The sequence below is a fragment of the Thauera sp. 63 genome, from assembly GCF_000310165.2.
Classification (GTDB): domain Bacteria; phylum Pseudomonadota; class Gammaproteobacteria; order Burkholderiales; family Rhodocyclaceae; genus Thauera; species Thauera humireducens.
This window is the reverse complement of record NZ_AMXC01000004.1, coordinates 215223-228967: the sequence shown is the minus strand read 5'-3', so window position 1 is coordinate 228967 and position 13745 is coordinate 215223. Positions and strand designations below refer to the sequence as shown.

The 13745-nt window shown below is 64.1% G+C and carries 16 protein-coding genes; 8 read left to right on the top strand and 8 right to left on the bottom strand.

Annotated elements, in window-relative coordinates; translation table 11 throughout:
• From tnpC to C664_RS06140, 4 genes are all read right to left on the bottom strand, one after another.
• Positions 1 to 1393 (bottom strand): IS66 family transposase (gene tnpC / locus C664_RS06155; protein ID WP_004255193.1); only part of this gene is annotated, 1393 nt, incomplete at its 3' end.
• Positions 1394 to 1454: 61 nt separating this feature from the next.
• Positions 1455 to 1784, bottom strand: a complete 330-nt coding sequence (gene tnpB / locus C664_RS06150; RefSeq protein WP_004255190.1) for an IS66 family insertion sequence element accessory protein TnpB — start codon at positions 1782 to 1784, stop codon at positions 1455 to 1457.
• Positions 1781 to 2149, bottom strand: coding sequence for a transposase (locus tag C664_RS06145; RefSeq protein ID WP_038011092.1), 369 nt, complete (start codon positions 2147 to 2149; stop codon positions 1781 to 1783). The genes tnpB and C664_RS06145 overlap by 4 nt, the downstream gene beginning before the upstream one ends.
• Positions 2150 to 2242: 93 nt before the next feature.
• On the bottom strand, positions 2243 to 2911 hold the full coding sequence (locus tag C664_RS06140; protein ID WP_004255185.1) for an SOS response-associated peptidase: 669 nt from the start codon (positions 2909 to 2911) through the stop codon (positions 2243 to 2245).
• 175 nt (positions 2912 to 3086) lie between these two features.
• Between C664_RS06140 and C664_RS06135 the strand changes: the two genes are divergently transcribed.
• The 4 genes from C664_RS06135 to C664_RS06120 are packed head-to-tail and all read left to right on the top strand — an operon-like array spanning position 3087 to position 4888.
• Positions 3087 to 3338 carry a hypothetical protein gene (locus tag C664_RS06135; protein WP_004255182.1) on the top strand — a complete coding sequence of 84 codons (252 nt, stop codon included), beginning with the start codon at positions 3087 to 3089 and terminating at the stop codon, positions 3336 to 3338.
• Positions 3335 to 3781 (top strand): PIN domain-containing protein, encoded by a 447-nt coding sequence (locus tag C664_RS06130; protein ID WP_004255179.1) that lies wholly within the window; start codon positions 3335 to 3337, stop codon positions 3779 to 3781. The genes C664_RS06135 and C664_RS06130 overlap by 4 nt, the downstream gene beginning before the upstream one ends.
• A gap of 9 nt (positions 3782 to 3790) precedes the next feature.
• On the top strand, positions 3791 to 4462 hold the full coding sequence (locus tag C664_RS06125; RefSeq protein WP_004255176.1) for a hypothetical protein: 672 nt from the start codon (positions 3791 to 3793) through the stop codon (positions 4460 to 4462).
• A 3-nt stretch (positions 4463 to 4465) separates the two neighbouring features.
• Positions 4466 to 4888: a hypothetical protein gene (locus C664_RS06120; RefSeq protein WP_004255169.1), complete on the top strand. Its 423-nt coding sequence runs from the start codon at positions 4466 to 4468 to the stop codon at positions 4886 to 4888.
• Between the two features lie 177 nt (positions 4889 to 5065).
• Here the strand turns inward: C664_RS06120 and C664_RS06115 are convergent, their stop codons facing one another.
• From C664_RS06115 to C664_RS06100, 4 genes are all read right to left on the bottom strand, one after another.
• A complete protein-coding gene (locus C664_RS06115) occupies positions 5066 to 5962 on the bottom strand; it encodes a LysR family transcriptional regulator (protein ID WP_443080598.1) in 897 nt (298 codons plus the stop codon).
• Positions 5963 to 6259: 297 nt separating this feature from the next.
• Positions 6260 to 7006 carry an acetoacetyl-CoA reductase gene (gene phbB, locus C664_RS06110; protein ID WP_004255163.1) on the bottom strand — a complete coding sequence of 249 codons (747 nt, stop codon included), beginning with the start codon at positions 7004 to 7006 and terminating at the stop codon, positions 6260 to 6262.
• Positions 7007 to 7016: 10 nt separating this feature from the next.
• A complete protein-coding gene (locus C664_RS06105; protein ID WP_004255160.1) occupies positions 7017 to 7460 on the bottom strand; it encodes a phasin family protein in 444 nt (147 codons plus the stop codon).
• 124 nt (positions 7461 to 7584) lie between these two features.
• Complete coding sequence (locus C664_RS06100) at positions 7585 to 9345, bottom strand: PHA/PHB synthase family protein (RefSeq protein ID WP_038011051.1); 1761 nt, start codon at positions 9343 to 9345, stop codon at positions 7585 to 7587.
• A 336-nt stretch (positions 9346 to 9681) separates the two neighbouring features.
• Here C664_RS06100 and C664_RS06095 point away from each other — a divergent pair, with 336 nt between their 5' ends.
• From C664_RS06095 to C664_RS06080, 4 genes are all read left to right on the top strand, one after another.
• Positions 9682 to 10290: a TetR/AcrR family transcriptional regulator gene (locus C664_RS06095; protein ID WP_004255154.1), complete on the top strand. Its 609-nt coding sequence runs from the start codon at positions 9682 to 9684 to the stop codon at positions 10288 to 10290.
• 187 nt (positions 10291 to 10477) lie between these two features.
• On the top strand, positions 10478 to 10903 hold the full coding sequence (locus C664_RS06090) for a hypothetical protein (protein WP_004255152.1): 426 nt from the start codon (positions 10478 to 10480) through the stop codon (positions 10901 to 10903).
• A gap of 27 nt (positions 10904 to 10930) precedes the next feature.
• Entirely contained in the window at positions 10931 to 11968 is a 1038-nt protein-coding gene (gene hlyD / locus C664_RS06085) for a secretion protein HlyD (protein ID WP_038011049.1), read from the top strand.
• Between the two features lies 1 nt (position 11969).
• Positions 11970 to 13742: an ATP-binding cassette domain-containing protein gene (locus tag C664_RS06080; protein ID WP_004255148.1), complete on the top strand. Its 1773-nt coding sequence runs from the start codon at positions 11970 to 11972 to the stop codon at positions 13740 to 13742.
• The last annotated feature ends 3 nt before the right edge of the window (positions 13743 to 13745 follow it).

Here is a 13745-nt window from a genome sequence, read left to right as displayed (position 1 = left end):
AGCAGAGCACGCGACCCTCCCTAGAGGACCGCACTCGAGGCCGAAGGGCTTGCATAATCGAGGGCCGCGCATAATTGCGCCCGAGCGCAATCGGCCGGATCTGGTTCTCGATCCAGTTGTTGTCGATGGGCACGCGACCATCACCCACGTAGTGCGTGAGCGCGGCCCAGCGCTTGAGGCTGTAATCGATAGCGCGGGCAATGCCCGAGCCGTTGGGAACCTGGGTGCGCCGCTGCAAGAGCCACGCATGCAGACGCTCAAGGATGGGGCGGGCCTTCGCTTGTCGTAAGCGCTGCCGGGCATCGATGTCGAGTTCAGCCGATTCACGCTCAACGCCGTAGAGCTGGCCGATGGCCTCGAGCGCCTCGCTGGCGATCTGGCTCTGGCCCTGGGCAGCGAGATCGAAGAACTTGCGCCGCGCGTGCGCCATGCAGCCGGCTTCGGTCACGCCCTGCGCGATCAGCGTCTTGTAGCCGGCGTAGTCATCGCAGATCAGCGTGCCGCGCCACTCGCCCAGAAACGCCTGGGCATGACGGCCCGCGCGGCTGTCGGCGAAGTCGTAGACCACCGCCTTGATCGGATCGAACGCGCCGACGCTGTAGGACCACAGGTAGGCGCGGTGCGTCTTGCCCGCACCCGGATCGAGCATCGCCACCGGGGTCTCGTCCGCGTGCAGCACGGGGTGCGCCAGCAGGTCGGCCTTGAGCGCATCGACCAGCGGCTGCAGGTGCACGCCGCTCTGGCCCACCCACTGAGCCAGCGTCGATTGCGGGATCGCCAGCCCCGCTCGGCCGAAGATGCCTTCCTGCCGGTAGAGCGGCAGATGGTCCTGATACTTGGCCACCAGCACTTGGGCGAGCAGCCCGGCAGTCGGGATGCCCTTGTCGATGATGTGCGCCGGCACCGGCGCCTGCACGAGGGTTTCGCACGCCGCGCACGCCCACTTGCCCCGGATGTGGCGCTCGACGGTGAAGCGGCCCGGGGTGTAGTCGAGCTTCTCGGCCACGTCCTCGCCGATGCGGCGCATCGGGCAGCCGCAGGCGCAGGTGGTCGAGTCGGGTTCGTGACGGATCTCGGTGCGCGGCAGCTCGGGCGGCAGCGGCTTGCGTCGGGCCTGGCCCTTGGGCGTCGACGTGCCGACACTGGGCTGGAGTTGCTCGAGCTCTTCGCTCATCGCCGCAAGATCAGCCTCGGCGGTCTCCTCGAAGAGCTGCACCTGCTCGCTAGACAGACGCTCGGCCTTCACGCCGAAGCGATGACGCTTGTGCAGCGCCAGCTCATGCGTGAGCCGCTCGATCTTGGTCTGGCGCCACACGAGTTCGCGCTCCTGCTCGATGAGCAGGCGACGCAAGGCGTCGGCATCCAGTTGATCGAGGTCGGCGGGCAGCGGCATGGATCGATCATGTCCGATGCACGCCTCCGCCGCCATCGGGGCATCCGCCGATAGCGCGTGTTCAGAGTGTCCGGATCACACCGCCATCGCCCAGCCGTTGCCACGGCAGCCCGAGCACCAGCGCATCGAACTGCGTCCGGGTGAGTGCGACACCGCCCTGGCCCTCGGTCCAGTGAAAGCGGCCCTGGTTCAGGCGCCGGCACGCCAGCCACACCCCGAAACCGTCATGGACCAGCACCTTCAAGCGCGTGCCGCGCCGGTTGCTGAAGAGGTAGGCGTGATGCGGCTGGGCTTCGCCGAACACGCGCACCACCTGCGCGAGCAACGTGTCCATGCCTGCACGCATGTCCAAAGGCGCCGCCGACAGCCACAGCGCCTCGATGCGGATCATGCCAGCCACTCGCGCAACCACGCGCCACAGGCATCGGCCGCCTGGATCGGCCACTCGAGCTTGACGCGGGCGTTGCCACGCTGCGCTTCAAGACGGATCACCGGCGCCTCGGCTGCGGATGCAACCCGCACCGGCACAAAGCCTGGCTCAGACAGCGTCGTGAGCTCAGCGCCGAGCGGCTTGCGCCGGCTCGGCGGCGCGATCCCGCGCTCGCGCATCCAGCGATGGACCTGGTTGGCGTTCAGGCCGTTGGCCAGAGCCACGCCCGCCACCGAGACGCCAGGCTCACGGCAAGCCGAGATCACCGATTGTTTGAAGGCTTCGCTGTGCGTGCGCCGAGTCCGGCGCGGGATGACGACATCCATGGTGTCCACCATCAGAATTGATGGACACGATCTTCAATGGGCTAAGCGGCTGGGGGAAGGTGGGTTCGCCGGGTGCTTACTGTTTAAACACACTCAGACGGCAATCTTCTCTATAAGCCCCGGGTCCTGCGCCTTGGGATTTCCGACGGCCCGACTCACGGGGTAAGCCTCCATCGCCCCGACTGGATACTCACGGGCAAGCGCCCGTACAAGCTGTGCGTCGGTGACGCCAGGATCGAGCCATGCGCCATAGTCCTGGGGCTGGATGATCACCGGCATGCGTTCGTGAATCGGCCGCATTAGGTCGTTTGCCGCGGTCGTCAGGATGGCGAACGTGAGGAGCTTACCCTCGGGGCCGTCCCAGTGCTCGAGCAGTCCGCCGAAGCCAAAAAGCGAATCACCACCAGCGGGCCGGATGAAGTACGGCTGCTTGTACCCCGCCAATGGCACCCACTCGTAGAACCCTGACGCCGGCACGAGCACACGTGACCGCTTGAAGGCATGCCTGAACATCGGCTTCTCCCCGGCGGTCTCGATCTTCGCGTTGATCGGTTGCGCGAGCTTGCCCGGCTCCTTCACCCAGGACGGCAGCAAGCCCCAGCGAGCGTCGATCAACTCAGGCCCACCGTCCGATCCAGCACGCACGACCGGGGCCTCTTGTGTCGGCGCAATGTTGAAGCGCTCCCGCAGTTCCGCGAGATCAACACCGAACTGCTCTCTGAGGCGCGAATGAGGCCCGTAGAGGGCATAGCGTCCGCACACAGCTTTCTCCTTGTCTGGATAAGCGCTCTTCAGCCTACACCCTCGCCCAATCCAATGAAAATGTCGCCACTTTCCTGATTGGATATTGGCGCGGGGGAGAGTCCTCTACATCGCCCGTTCAATCACGTACCTAGTGCTACACTAAAACCGTATTAGAGAGGCTCAGGAGACCATCATGCCCAACTTGACCATCTCTGCGGATGAAGCAACGCTTCGCAGACTCAGGATCGAGGCGGCCACCCGTAACGTCAGCGTTTCGCGCTTTGTCGGTGAACTCGTGAAGGAAAAGTTCGCCGCGGACGACGCCTATGAGCGAGCGATGACCGATTTCTTCTCACGTGGCCCATACCTTTCACCTGACCCGCGTGACGACAACAGGTCGTGGCCCTCGCGCGACCAGATCTACGACCGCAAGGTGTTGCGGTGAATCCCGTCTTCGTCGACACGAACGTCCTGGCCTACGCACGAGACCAGCGGGACTCTCGCAAGCAGGCGATCGCCATGGACTGGCTGAGGTCGCTCGCGAATCACCGTGCCGGCCGTCTGTCCTGGCAGGTGCTGATCGAGTTCTATGCGGTGGCGACGCATCCGCGAAAATTGGCCATGGTCGAGGCGGCGGCACAGGCAGACGTGCTGGCCCTTCAGGCGTGGAATCCCGTGACGCCGGACACCGAACTGCTGCAGCGGGCGTGGATTGTGCAATCCAAGTACGGATTCTCCTGGTGGGACGCAATGGTGGTGAGTGCCGCATTGATTGCCGGATGCGGCACATTGCTCTCAGAGGACCTGCAGCACAGACAGGTGATCGAGGGATCCCTGACCATCATCGACCCCTTTGCGGCTGACGCCCCCGCGCCTCCCACCGAATAGGCAACCCCGATGCCCCCTTCCCCCGACGTTGCAGCCCTTCTCGACAGTTTGGGCCTGGCCATCGGCACCCATCAAGTCGAGATCATCGATTTTCATCAAGCGGAGTCCGCGTACGTTCACCACTCGCGAATCCCCGTAGCGGCGGTGGGATACGCCTTGGTGTCGCCGACCTTCGCCAAGGGGCGCTTTCCGAAGCTCACCTTCATCGATCTCATTCACAAGCGGCCGTCCATGGACGAGATCGAAGCCCGGGCAGTGGCTGCGGTCTGCGGGGTTGAGGTGGAACCGGGATCATGGAGTAACTCCGAACCATTCGGCATCCACCTCTGGTCGATGATCGAGCACTACGACCTTGGGGCGTTCTTCCAACGCGTCGATCGACCCTACGGCAGCCGCGGTGAGCACTATTACATGCGCCCGCGCGGCTTCGACTGGGGAAACCCCGACAACCCGGAGATCCCCGGTGCGCTCGAGCAGTGGCGAGCCGATTATCGAAAGTTGCCGCCCTACCGCCAGCTCTTGGTTGCGACGATCTTGCAGTTGTACTTCCAGAGCGAGGACACCTATTGGATGGTGCGCGTGCCGAAGAAATGGCATGCAGCCGAAGGGGTCGACATCATTCAGGCAAACGGCGCGCTGCAGGACTGGGCGCGTTTGTATGTCCTCTATCCGGGGTGGTAAGCGATGCCCCACTCCCTGTCCGGTTCAGACATTCAGCGCGTGATCCTCGCCAAAGGCTGGACGATCCGCGATGTCGCCCGCTACTGGGACGTGAGCAGACAGCGGCTCTACCAAGTGTTCAAGCAGGACGCCCCTGCCCTACTCTGGGTCTGCGCGGCCCAAGGTCTGCCCGAGGCCTCGCCCGATCTCCTGACGCTTGCCAAGTCCCGAACGAAGGAGAAGCCCGGGCACCTGCGCCCTGGCGCCAAACCTGCGAGCAGCCTGATCACCCAGGCGGCCGGCTTCTCCGTGGGCGACATCCTGATGGCGTCCGACTACATCGGAGAGATCGCTGACGAAGGCGAGGAAGGCGTGATCACCGAGATCAAGCGCGCCGGAAACTACTGGAGCTTCCTTATCCGGTTCGATCGGGGCGAGGACTGGTGAAGGGAACAGCACCCACAACCCAACCGGTTGATCAACAAAGAATTTCTTGGGGTCAGCTCCCCAAGAAGGCCTCTATTCTGGACTCAAAAATCCAAGTCGGTCAACGTGACGGACCAGATAAGTCCACCCAGAGCCGGAGACGGCTGCCAATAGCCAACGTACCTGGACCGATGCGGGTCAAGGAGCGTGCACATCGCCTTGCGGCCGGAACAACCGCCGAGCACGCTGCAAGAACCGCTTCATCGGTTCCGAGGGCTCGCTCTGACGGCGCAGCAGATAGGTCGTCAGCGTGGGCGTGATGCCCGCCAGCGGGCGTATCGCAATGTCGGGCCGCTGCCAAGTCTGCACCTGTGCACCGATGGCAAAGCCGATGCCATAACCGGCTCCCACCAGCGTGAGCATCACGCCAAGGCTTGTCACGTGGTCGGCTATCTTGGGCGTGATGGCCGCGCCGTCGAGCAGTGCCTGAATCTGGTCATGGCAGCCCGACGCCGCATCCGGGTGACACAGCACCAGCGGAAACTTCAAGGCGTCTTCCAACTTGACCTGTGCATGCGCGAGCAGCGGATGGCGTGTCGGCACGATCACCGATAGCGGATCGCTCCAAGCAGGCTCGGCGATCAGCCCTCCGTTGACCGCATCCGACAGCGCGAAGCCGACATCCAGCAGGTCATCGTGCAGGCCCTTGAGCTGCCGCGAAAACGGCAGATCGAAGACCCGAATCCCCAATTCAGGTTCTTCCTCGCGACTGCGCGCCAGTAGCGAGGCGATGCGTGGCTGGGCAAGGCTGTCGCAGATGGCGATGCGCAAATAGCTCTGGTAGCCCTGCGCTGCAGCCTTGGTAGCTTGAACCGCTTGGTCCACGGTGGCCAACACGCGCCGAGCTTCGCCCAGCAGCACCTGGCCGGCCCAAGTCAGCCGCGTCTGCCGGGCACTGCGGTCGAACAATGAGACGCCCAGCAGGCGTTCGAGGTCGCGCATTGCTCGTGATACGGGAGATTGCTCGATGCCGAGACGCTCGGCCGCGCGGGCGAGATGCAGCTCTTCCGCGACTGCAACGAAATAGCGTAGCAATCTAGGCTCCAAGGCAGCCTCCTATCGGCCCTTTCCACCAGACCTTGGTACGAGCCAGCCACCAAGCGATGGGGGTGTCGATCAGGATCAGGGTGAGGACGCCTGCTAGACGTGCGGTCAACCGGAGGGCTTGCAGATCACTATCCGTCAGCACGCAAACACCCTCGTGTCAATGCGCATGCTTCGGGTCCGAGCACCCGAGTGTGCCAAGGATGCTCTTCGGTGAATTGCAGCGACCGGGGGAGACGTTGCCCACGCGAATGGTCCAGACTTTCATGCCGCAGGCTCCTCGACTACTCAATACATATGCTGGCCGCCGTTCATCGCCACGTTGCTGCCGGTCATGAAGGCGGCGGCTTCGCTGGCGATGAAGGCGACAAGTGCCGCAATCTCGGCCGGCTGACCGAGACGGCCAATCGGAATCGCATCGATGATCTTCTGGCGCACATCCTCGCGCACCGCCATCACCATCTTGGTGGCGAAATAGCCCGGCGAGACGGTGTTGACCGTCACGCCCTTGTGCGCCACCTCCTGTGCGAGCGCCTTGGTGAATCCATGTACCCCGGCCTTGGCCGCCGAATAATTGGTCTGCCCGAACTGGCCCTTGCTGCCGTTGATCGACGAGATGTTGACGATGCGACCCCAGCCGCGCTCGACCATCGGATCGACGAACGGCTTGGTGACGTTGAACATGGAGTCCAGGTTGGTGCGCAGTACGGCATCCCACCCGGCCTTGTCGAGCTTGCGCAGCGTTGCGTCGCGGGTGATGCCGGCGTTGTTCACCAGGATATCGATCCGATGACCGTCGGCGTGGATGCGCCGCGCCAGTTCCTGCGTTGATTCGTAGTCGGATACATCCACCCCGTAGGCAGCAAATGTGTAGCCCTGTGTCGCTTGCGCTTGCTGCCACTGGCCAATCGTGATGTTGCCGGGGGTATGCGTGACGATCACGCGGTGGCCGACGTCGTGCAGGGTACGGGCGATTGCAGCGCCCAACCCCCGGTTGCCTCCCGTCACCAGCGCCGTCCGTTGCGTCGTATACATTGCCGTCCCCTCATTTCTTGGTCTTGCCTTGGGGTACGGCGCTTGGGGCGGTCCAGGGCTGCGCCCAGCGCTGGCAAAGCTGCGTGAAAGAGGCTGCGTCGCCACTGGTGCCGAATGCCTCGGAGACAGATTCCTGCCAAGTCGTAAGTGCTTGACGCAGACCATTGGCAAAGGCCGCCTGGCTCTTGGCTGCTACTTGCCCGACCGCTTGGGCATCGCCCATGCGGCCTTGGCACAGGCGCCAGAACACCTCTGACGGCAAAGTCGCGAGCGCCTGCCAGTCGGCCGCCTGTTGGAGGCCCTGGATGCGCGAGGTGGTCTCCAGCACGCCGCCAGCGCTGAGCTGTTGCATGGCTTCGAGCCAGTGATGGCTGCTCTCCTGCAGCAAGCGCGTGATCTGCAGTTGGAGCTCGGCATTGGCTTTGTAGAGATGGATTGGCAGTTCGTTGCTCATTGCAGTGCCCTTCGGTCATGGTGGGCCCCCTTTGGGGCGGGTGTGGGCCATCCCTAGTGATGTCCCTGCTGAAATGGTCTGGCCTTGTCTCGGCTTCAGTGCGTCTTGGCTTCAGTGCGTCTTGTCACCGCATTGCCACATAGGTACCAGGCGCATCACCGAGCGGCGCCTGCGTGCCTCCCATGGCAGGTGGCGATACCCGCTCCGTCGAACGTCGCGCCAGCCACTGCTGCCAGGCTGGCCACCAGGAGCCCTTGTTCAGCGGGGTTTCGGCACGCCACGTTTGCGGATCGATGTAGCGAGCGCCGGCGCTGCGGGTCGCAATCTGGTAGCTGCGCCGGGGGTGCCCCGGCTCGCTGACCACGCCGGCGTTGTGCCCGCCGCTGGTCAGTACGAAGGTCAGTTCCGCATCACTGAGCAGGTGCATTTTGTACACGGATGGCCAGGGGGCGACGTGGTCGCGCACCGTGCCGACGATGAGCATCGGCACTTCGATGTCGGCGATCGCCACCGGCCGTCCGCCGACCTGGTAGCGTCCCTCGGCCAGATCGTTGTTCAGATACAAACGCCGCAGGTACTCGCTGTGCATGCGATACGGCATGCGTGTCACGTCGGCATTCCAGGCCATCAGGTCATTGAACTCCTGCCGTTCGCCCAGCAGGTACTCGCGCACGCGGCGCGACCAGATCAGGTCGCGCGAGTTGAGCATCTGGAAAGAGGCGGCCATCTGCTTGCCGTCGAGATAGCCCTTGTCCCACATCCCGGCTTCCAGCCAGGCGAGTTGACTGTCGTCGATGAAAAGTGCAATTTCGCCCGACTCGCGGAAGTCGGTCTCCGACGCCAGCAGCGTCAAACTGTGCAGCCGTTCGTCGCCATCGCGCGCCATCGCGGCTGCGGCGATCGTCAGCAAGGTGCCGCCCAGGCAATAGCCAACCGCCTGCACCTTGCGCTCGGGCACGATGGCCGTGACCGCGTCCAGTGCATCCATGACCCCCAGCCACCGGTAATCCTCCAGGCCGAGGTCGCGATCGGCCGCGGTCGGGTTCTTCCATGAAAGGATGAACACCGTATGCCCCTGGTCGACCAGGTACTTCACCATCGAGTTGTGCGGTGACAGGTCGAGGATGTAGTACTTCATGATCCAGGAGGGCACGATCAGCACCGGCTCGGCATACACATCGGGGGTCGTGGGTGTGTACTGGATCAGCTCGATCAGGTGGTTGCGAAACACCACCTTTCCTGGCGTGACCGCCACGTCCTGGCCGACTTTGAAGCCTTCGACCCCGGCCGGTTCATCGTCAAGCGCAAGACGCTGTGCATCGTCGAGGAAGTTCATCGCGCCGCGCCACAGGTTGGCGCCGCCGCTGGTTCTGATGGCTTCCAACACTTCCGGGTTGGTCCAGATGAAATTCGATGGCGACCACATGTCCAGCCACTGCCGCCCGGCGAAAGTGACCATGTTCTCGTGATGGCGCGACACGCCGCGCACGCCGGTGGTGGCGTTGTGCCACCACTGCTGCTGCAGCAAAAAGCCCTGGTGGATCACGTTGAACGGCCATTGCTGCCAGGCCGGCGCCTCGAAGCGCCGATCCTGCTCCAATGGCTCGATGCACGTGGGGCAGCCGTGGGCACTTGCAGCGTGCGCGACGTAACGCGCCAAGCGTCGCTGCTTGTGCAATCCCTTTTCGATCAGGCTGCGCTGCTTGCCCGGTGAAAGGCTCAGGTGCAGCGCCCAGTCGTACCAAGCCAGCAAACCCGCCGCCGGTGACAACCCGCCAGTGCCGCGTGCCCGGCACGCGTTCGCAAGCGTATCCAGGACATCGGGGCGACAGACGACTTCGGACGGTGCCGGCGCGGGCTTGTCAGGTATGGCAAGGGTGTCCATCTTTGATCCTCCCATGTTGTAAGCAACTTATTACTATCATAATGCCTACGGGAAAAGATGCAAAGCCTTGCAGAACGCCTGGGGGAATTTCCGCCTTCGCTCGAACGAAATCGCTTCTTTTGTTCTGACTGGGGTGGCCGACCTGCCGACCGATTACTCATGATCCGCACGAGAAGTGGGTTCGCTTCCTGGGTCTCGTCAGCTCACTTGGCCACGACCCATGGATGGGGCGGGAACCATCCTTTCCCGTGCAGTGAACCGTATTCCCGACCTTGCGACGCGGATGTTTTGCATGTTAGGATAGTAATAAGTCACTTACTTTAAGGAGTCTGATCGGTGAGCGAACGTCCTCAACATCTGTCCGCTGAAGAGCGGCGTGCTGCCACAGTGCAAGCGGTGGTGGACTTGGCCGCGGAGCAAAACCCGGCCGAGATCACGACCACGGCCATCGCTGATCGAATGGGTTTGACGCAGGGCGCGCTGTTTCGCCACTTCCCAACCAAGGACGCGATCCTGGAGGCAACGATGACCTGGGTCGGTGAGCGTCTGCTGGTGCGCGTGGACAAGGCGGCCGAAGGCGCCGCGTCGCCTGCCGCGGCGCTCGAAGCCATGTTCATGACGCACATCGACTTCGTGGCAAAGCATCCCGGCGTGCCGCGCATGCTTTTCGGAGAACTGCAGCGCTCTGGCGAGACGCTCGCCAAGCGGATGGTGCAGACCTTGCTCCGTCAATACGAGCAGCGCCTGCGCCGCCTGATGGAAGCAGGCAAGGCGCAGGGCGACCTGGATGCGGATCTGGACGTAGATGCCGCCGCCGTGTTGTTCATCGGCACGATCCAGGGACTGGTCATGCAGTCGCTGTTGGCCGGCAAGGTCAGTCGCATCCGTCGTGATGCGCCAGCCGTGTTTGCCATCTATCTCCGTGGCATCACGCACACCCGATGAAACCCCTTCCATCTTGCCGCCACGCAGTTGCCCGGTCGGCCGAGAGGCACACCACGGTCATGCGATCGCGTTGCGTCTCCAGCGCGAATCCGCGTCATTCAACACTCAGCCCGACCGCCCGGCGGAACGCACACGCACGCCGCGACGACGGCGAAGGCCTGGGAGTTTCCCCAATCAACTAAAGGCCATGAAGATGACCACTCATCCACGACGCAGCCTCTGGAACTGGCTGATCTCCCTGCTTGCGATCGGCTTCGGCCTGCTCACTCTTCGGGAGGGCGGCGCCGTTCTGTTTGTCGACGGCGCGGCGCGCCAAGCCGCCGGCCACTATGTGCCTTTCGTGCTCTGGTTCAATTTTCTGGCCGGGTTCGCCTACATCGTCGCCGGCGTCGGCTTGTGGATGCGCCGGCGCTGGGCCGCGTGGTTGGCGATTGTCATCACGGTGGCGACCGCACTCGTGTTCCTGGCTTTCGGAGTGCATGTGGCTCTGGGTGGCGCCTGGGAGCGGCGCACGGTGGTCGCCATGACGCTGCGCACGTTGGTGTGGGCTGGCATATCGGCCATAGCCTGGCGCCGGTCAGCGGCGAATGCGCCGGTTGCACGCGAGCACTGAGCACCTTTATCCAGCGGAAACCCATCGATGACAACTCCAAACCTCCTCTCCAGAAAAACCCGTTGGGTCGTGATGGCCGTCGTCTTGCTCGCTCTTGGCGGCGCACTGGCGTTCTGGCTGTCGCGCGACCATGGACAACAAGATGCATTGCGCCTCTACGGCAACGTCGATATCCGCGAGGTGCAACTGGCCTTCCGTCAGCCCGGGCGCGTGATGCAAATGGCTTTCGACGAGGGCGATGCCGTCAGCGTGGGCGCGCGCCTGGCGGCGCTTGACGCGCAACCCTATCGGGAAGCCCTTGCGGCAGCGCAGGCCCAGGTGCAGGTGGCGCAGGCGGAACTGGCCAAGCTGCGCCGCGGCCTGCGACCGCAGGAAATCACCCAGGCGCGCGAGGCCCTCAGGCAGGCACAGGCGCTCGCCACCGAGACCGAGCGGAATTTCAAGCGCCAGAGTGGCCTGCTGACATCGGGTGCCAGCAGCCAGCGTACGGTCGATGCCGCCCGCACGGCGCGAGACCAGGCAGCCGCTGGCGTCGAAGCAGCGAAGGCGGCCCTGTCGCAAGCATCCGAAGGCTTCCGCAAGGAAGACATCGCCGCGGCAGAAGCTCGCCTTGCGGCCGCTCAGGCTGCCGCAGCGCAAGCCACGACAGCCTTGGCGGACACCGAATTGGTGGCGCCCAGTAGTGGCACCGTCATCGCACGGGTGCGCGAGCCCGGCAGCATGGTTGCAAGCCAGAGCGCGGTCTACAGCCTGAGCCTGGACAAGCCGGTTTACGTGCGCGCCTACGTGGGCGAGTCGGACTTGGGGCGCATCGCGCCCGGTACTGTGGTACGCGTCAAAAGCGATTCATCAGAGAAGGTCTATCGCGGCCAGATCGGCTTCATCTCGCCGCGCGCCGAGTTCACCCCCAAGACGGTGGAGACGACGGATTTGCGCACGGATCTGGTGTACCGCCTGCGCATCGTCATCGACGAAGCCGACAGCGACAGTGCCTTGCGCCAGGGCATGCCGGTGACGATCGAGGTCGATGCGAAAGCCGGCACCGGTATCCCGGGGGAGCGGTGAAATGCAGGCAAGCCGTGCCATCGCCGCCGTGCCTGCTGGTGCGGGCGAAGACGCTGCCGTCGTCATCGAGGGCGTGGACAAGCATTTCGGCGACATAAAGGCTCTGCGGGGCTTGAGCGCGCGCATCCACTATGGGCGGCTGACCGGTCTGGTCGGCCCGGACGGCGCCGGCAAGACGACGCTGATGCGGATTCTGACCGGCCTCCTGGTGCCGAACGCCGGCCACGTCACCTTGGCAGGCTATGACGTGGTCAAGGACAACGACGCCATTCACGTCGCCAGCGGCTACATGCCGCAACGCTTTGGACTGTACGAAGACCTGTCGGTGATGGAGAACATGCGCCTGTATGCGCAGTTGCGCGGCATGGATGCGGACCGCAACGCCGATCTGTTTGCCGAGCTGTTGGACTTCACGCGGCTCGGACCCTTCACCAAACGCCTGGCCGGCAAGCTCTCCGGCGGCATGAAGCAGAAGCTGGGCCTGGCCTGTGCGCTCATGGCGCGGCCGAAGGTGCTGCTGCTGGACGAGCCGGGCGTGGGTGTCGACCCGGTCAGCCGCCTGGACTTGTGGCGCATGGTGCAGGCGCTGACCGATGAAGGCATGGCCGTGGTCTGGTCCACCGCCTATCTCGACGAAGCCGAGCGCTGTGAGAGCGTGCTGCTGCTGAACCAAGGGCAGCTCCTGTTCGAGGGCCCGCCGCAGGAGCTGACCGCGCAGCTCGAAGGCCGCAGTTTCCGTCTGGAAGACGTCGGTGCCGAGCGCCGAGCGGTCCTGACCCAGGCACTCGACCTGCCCAGCGTGAGCGATGGCGTGATCCAGGGCGCCGGCGTGCGCGTGGTGTTGCGCGAGGGCGCTCAAGCGGAGCAGCTCCAGGCCCTGTCCGATCAGGCGCAGGTGCGACTGGCGCAGGTGCCCGCGCGCTTCGAAGACGCCTTCATCGATCTGCTCGGTGGCGGCCCCGGCGGCACTTCGACGCTGGCCGAGCGTCTGCCGCCGGTTGAGCTGGGTTCCGATATTGCCGTGTCGTGCCGAAACCTCACCAAGCGCTTCGGTGAGTTCACCGCCACCGACAACGTCAGCTTCGAGGTGCAAAAGGGCGAAATCTTCGGCCTGCTCGGCCCCAACGGCGCCGGCAAGTCCACCACCTTCAAGATGTTGTGCGGCCTGTTGAAACCCACTGCTGGCGAAGCGCATGTGGTGGGCCATGATCTGCGCCGCGCCACCGGCGCAGCCAAGAGCCGGCTCGGCTACATGGCGCAGAAGTTTTCGCTCTACGGCCTGCTCTCGGTGCAGCAGAACCTGGAATTCTCGGCCGGCGTCTACGGACTGGAAGGCAACACCCGGCGCGAGCGCATTGCCGAGATGATCGAAACCTTCGATCTGGGCGACTGGTTGTCCGCCACGCCCGATTCCCTGCCGCTGGGACATAAGCAGCGCCTGGCCTTGGCTTGTTCGCTGATGCACCGGCCGCCCGTGCTGTTCCTGGATGAGCCCACTTCGGGCGTGGACCCGATCACCCGGCGCGAATTCTGGACCCACATCAACGGACTGGCCCGCAAGGGCGTGACCATCATGGTCACCACCCACTTCATGGACGAGGCCGAATACTGCGACCGCGTGGCCATGCTCTCGCGTGCGCAACTGATCGCGCTGGATACGCCCGACGCGCTCAAACGTTCGGCGGTCAGCCCCGAACGGCCCGACCCGACGATGGAGGACGCCTTCATCCACCTGGTGGAGTCGTCAGACCGCGAGCTGGAGGCCGCCACATGAACG

Excerpts from the sequence above, each read along its gene's own strand:
- C664_RS06120 (WP_004255169.1), top strand. The coding sequence starts at position 4,466 with ATGCCCCACTCCCTGTCCGGTTCAGACATTCAGCGCGTGATCCTCGCC.
- phbB (WP_004255163.1), bottom strand. The coding sequence starts at position 7,006 with ATGTATACGACGCAACGGACGGCGCTGGTGACGGGAGGCAACCGGGGG.
- C664_RS06100 (WP_038011051.1), bottom strand. The coding sequence starts at position 9,345 with ATGGACACCCTTGCCATACCTGACAAGCCCGCGCCGGCACCGTCCGAA.
- C664_RS06125 (WP_004255176.1), top strand. The coding sequence starts at position 3,791 with ATGCCCCCTTCCCCCGACGTTGCAGCCCTTCTCGACAGTTTGGGCCTG.
- tnpB (WP_004255190.1), bottom strand. The coding sequence starts at position 1,784 with ATGATCCGCATCGAGGCGCTGTGGCTGTCGGCGGCGCCTTTGGACATG.
- C664_RS06080 (WP_004255148.1), top strand. The coding sequence starts at position 11,970 with ATGCAGGCAAGCCGTGCCATCGCCGCCGTGCCTGCTGGTGCGGGCGAA.
- hlyD (WP_038011049.1), top strand. The coding sequence starts at position 10,931 with ATGACAACTCCAAACCTCCTCTCCAGAAAAACCCGTTGGGTCGTGATG.
- C664_RS06145 (WP_038011092.1), bottom strand. The coding sequence starts at position 2,149 with ATGGATGTCGTCATCCCGCGCCGGACTCGGCGCACGCACAGCGAAGCC.
- C664_RS06135 (WP_004255182.1), top strand. The coding sequence starts at position 3,087 with ATGCCCAACTTGACCATCTCTGCGGATGAAGCAACGCTTCGCAGACTC.
- C664_RS06090 (WP_004255152.1), top strand. The coding sequence starts at position 10,478 with ATGAAGATGACCACTCATCCACGACGCAGCCTCTGGAACTGGCTGATC.
- C664_RS06105 (WP_004255160.1), bottom strand. The coding sequence starts at position 7,460 with ATGAGCAACGAACTGCCAATCCATCTCTACAAAGCCAATGCCGAGCTC.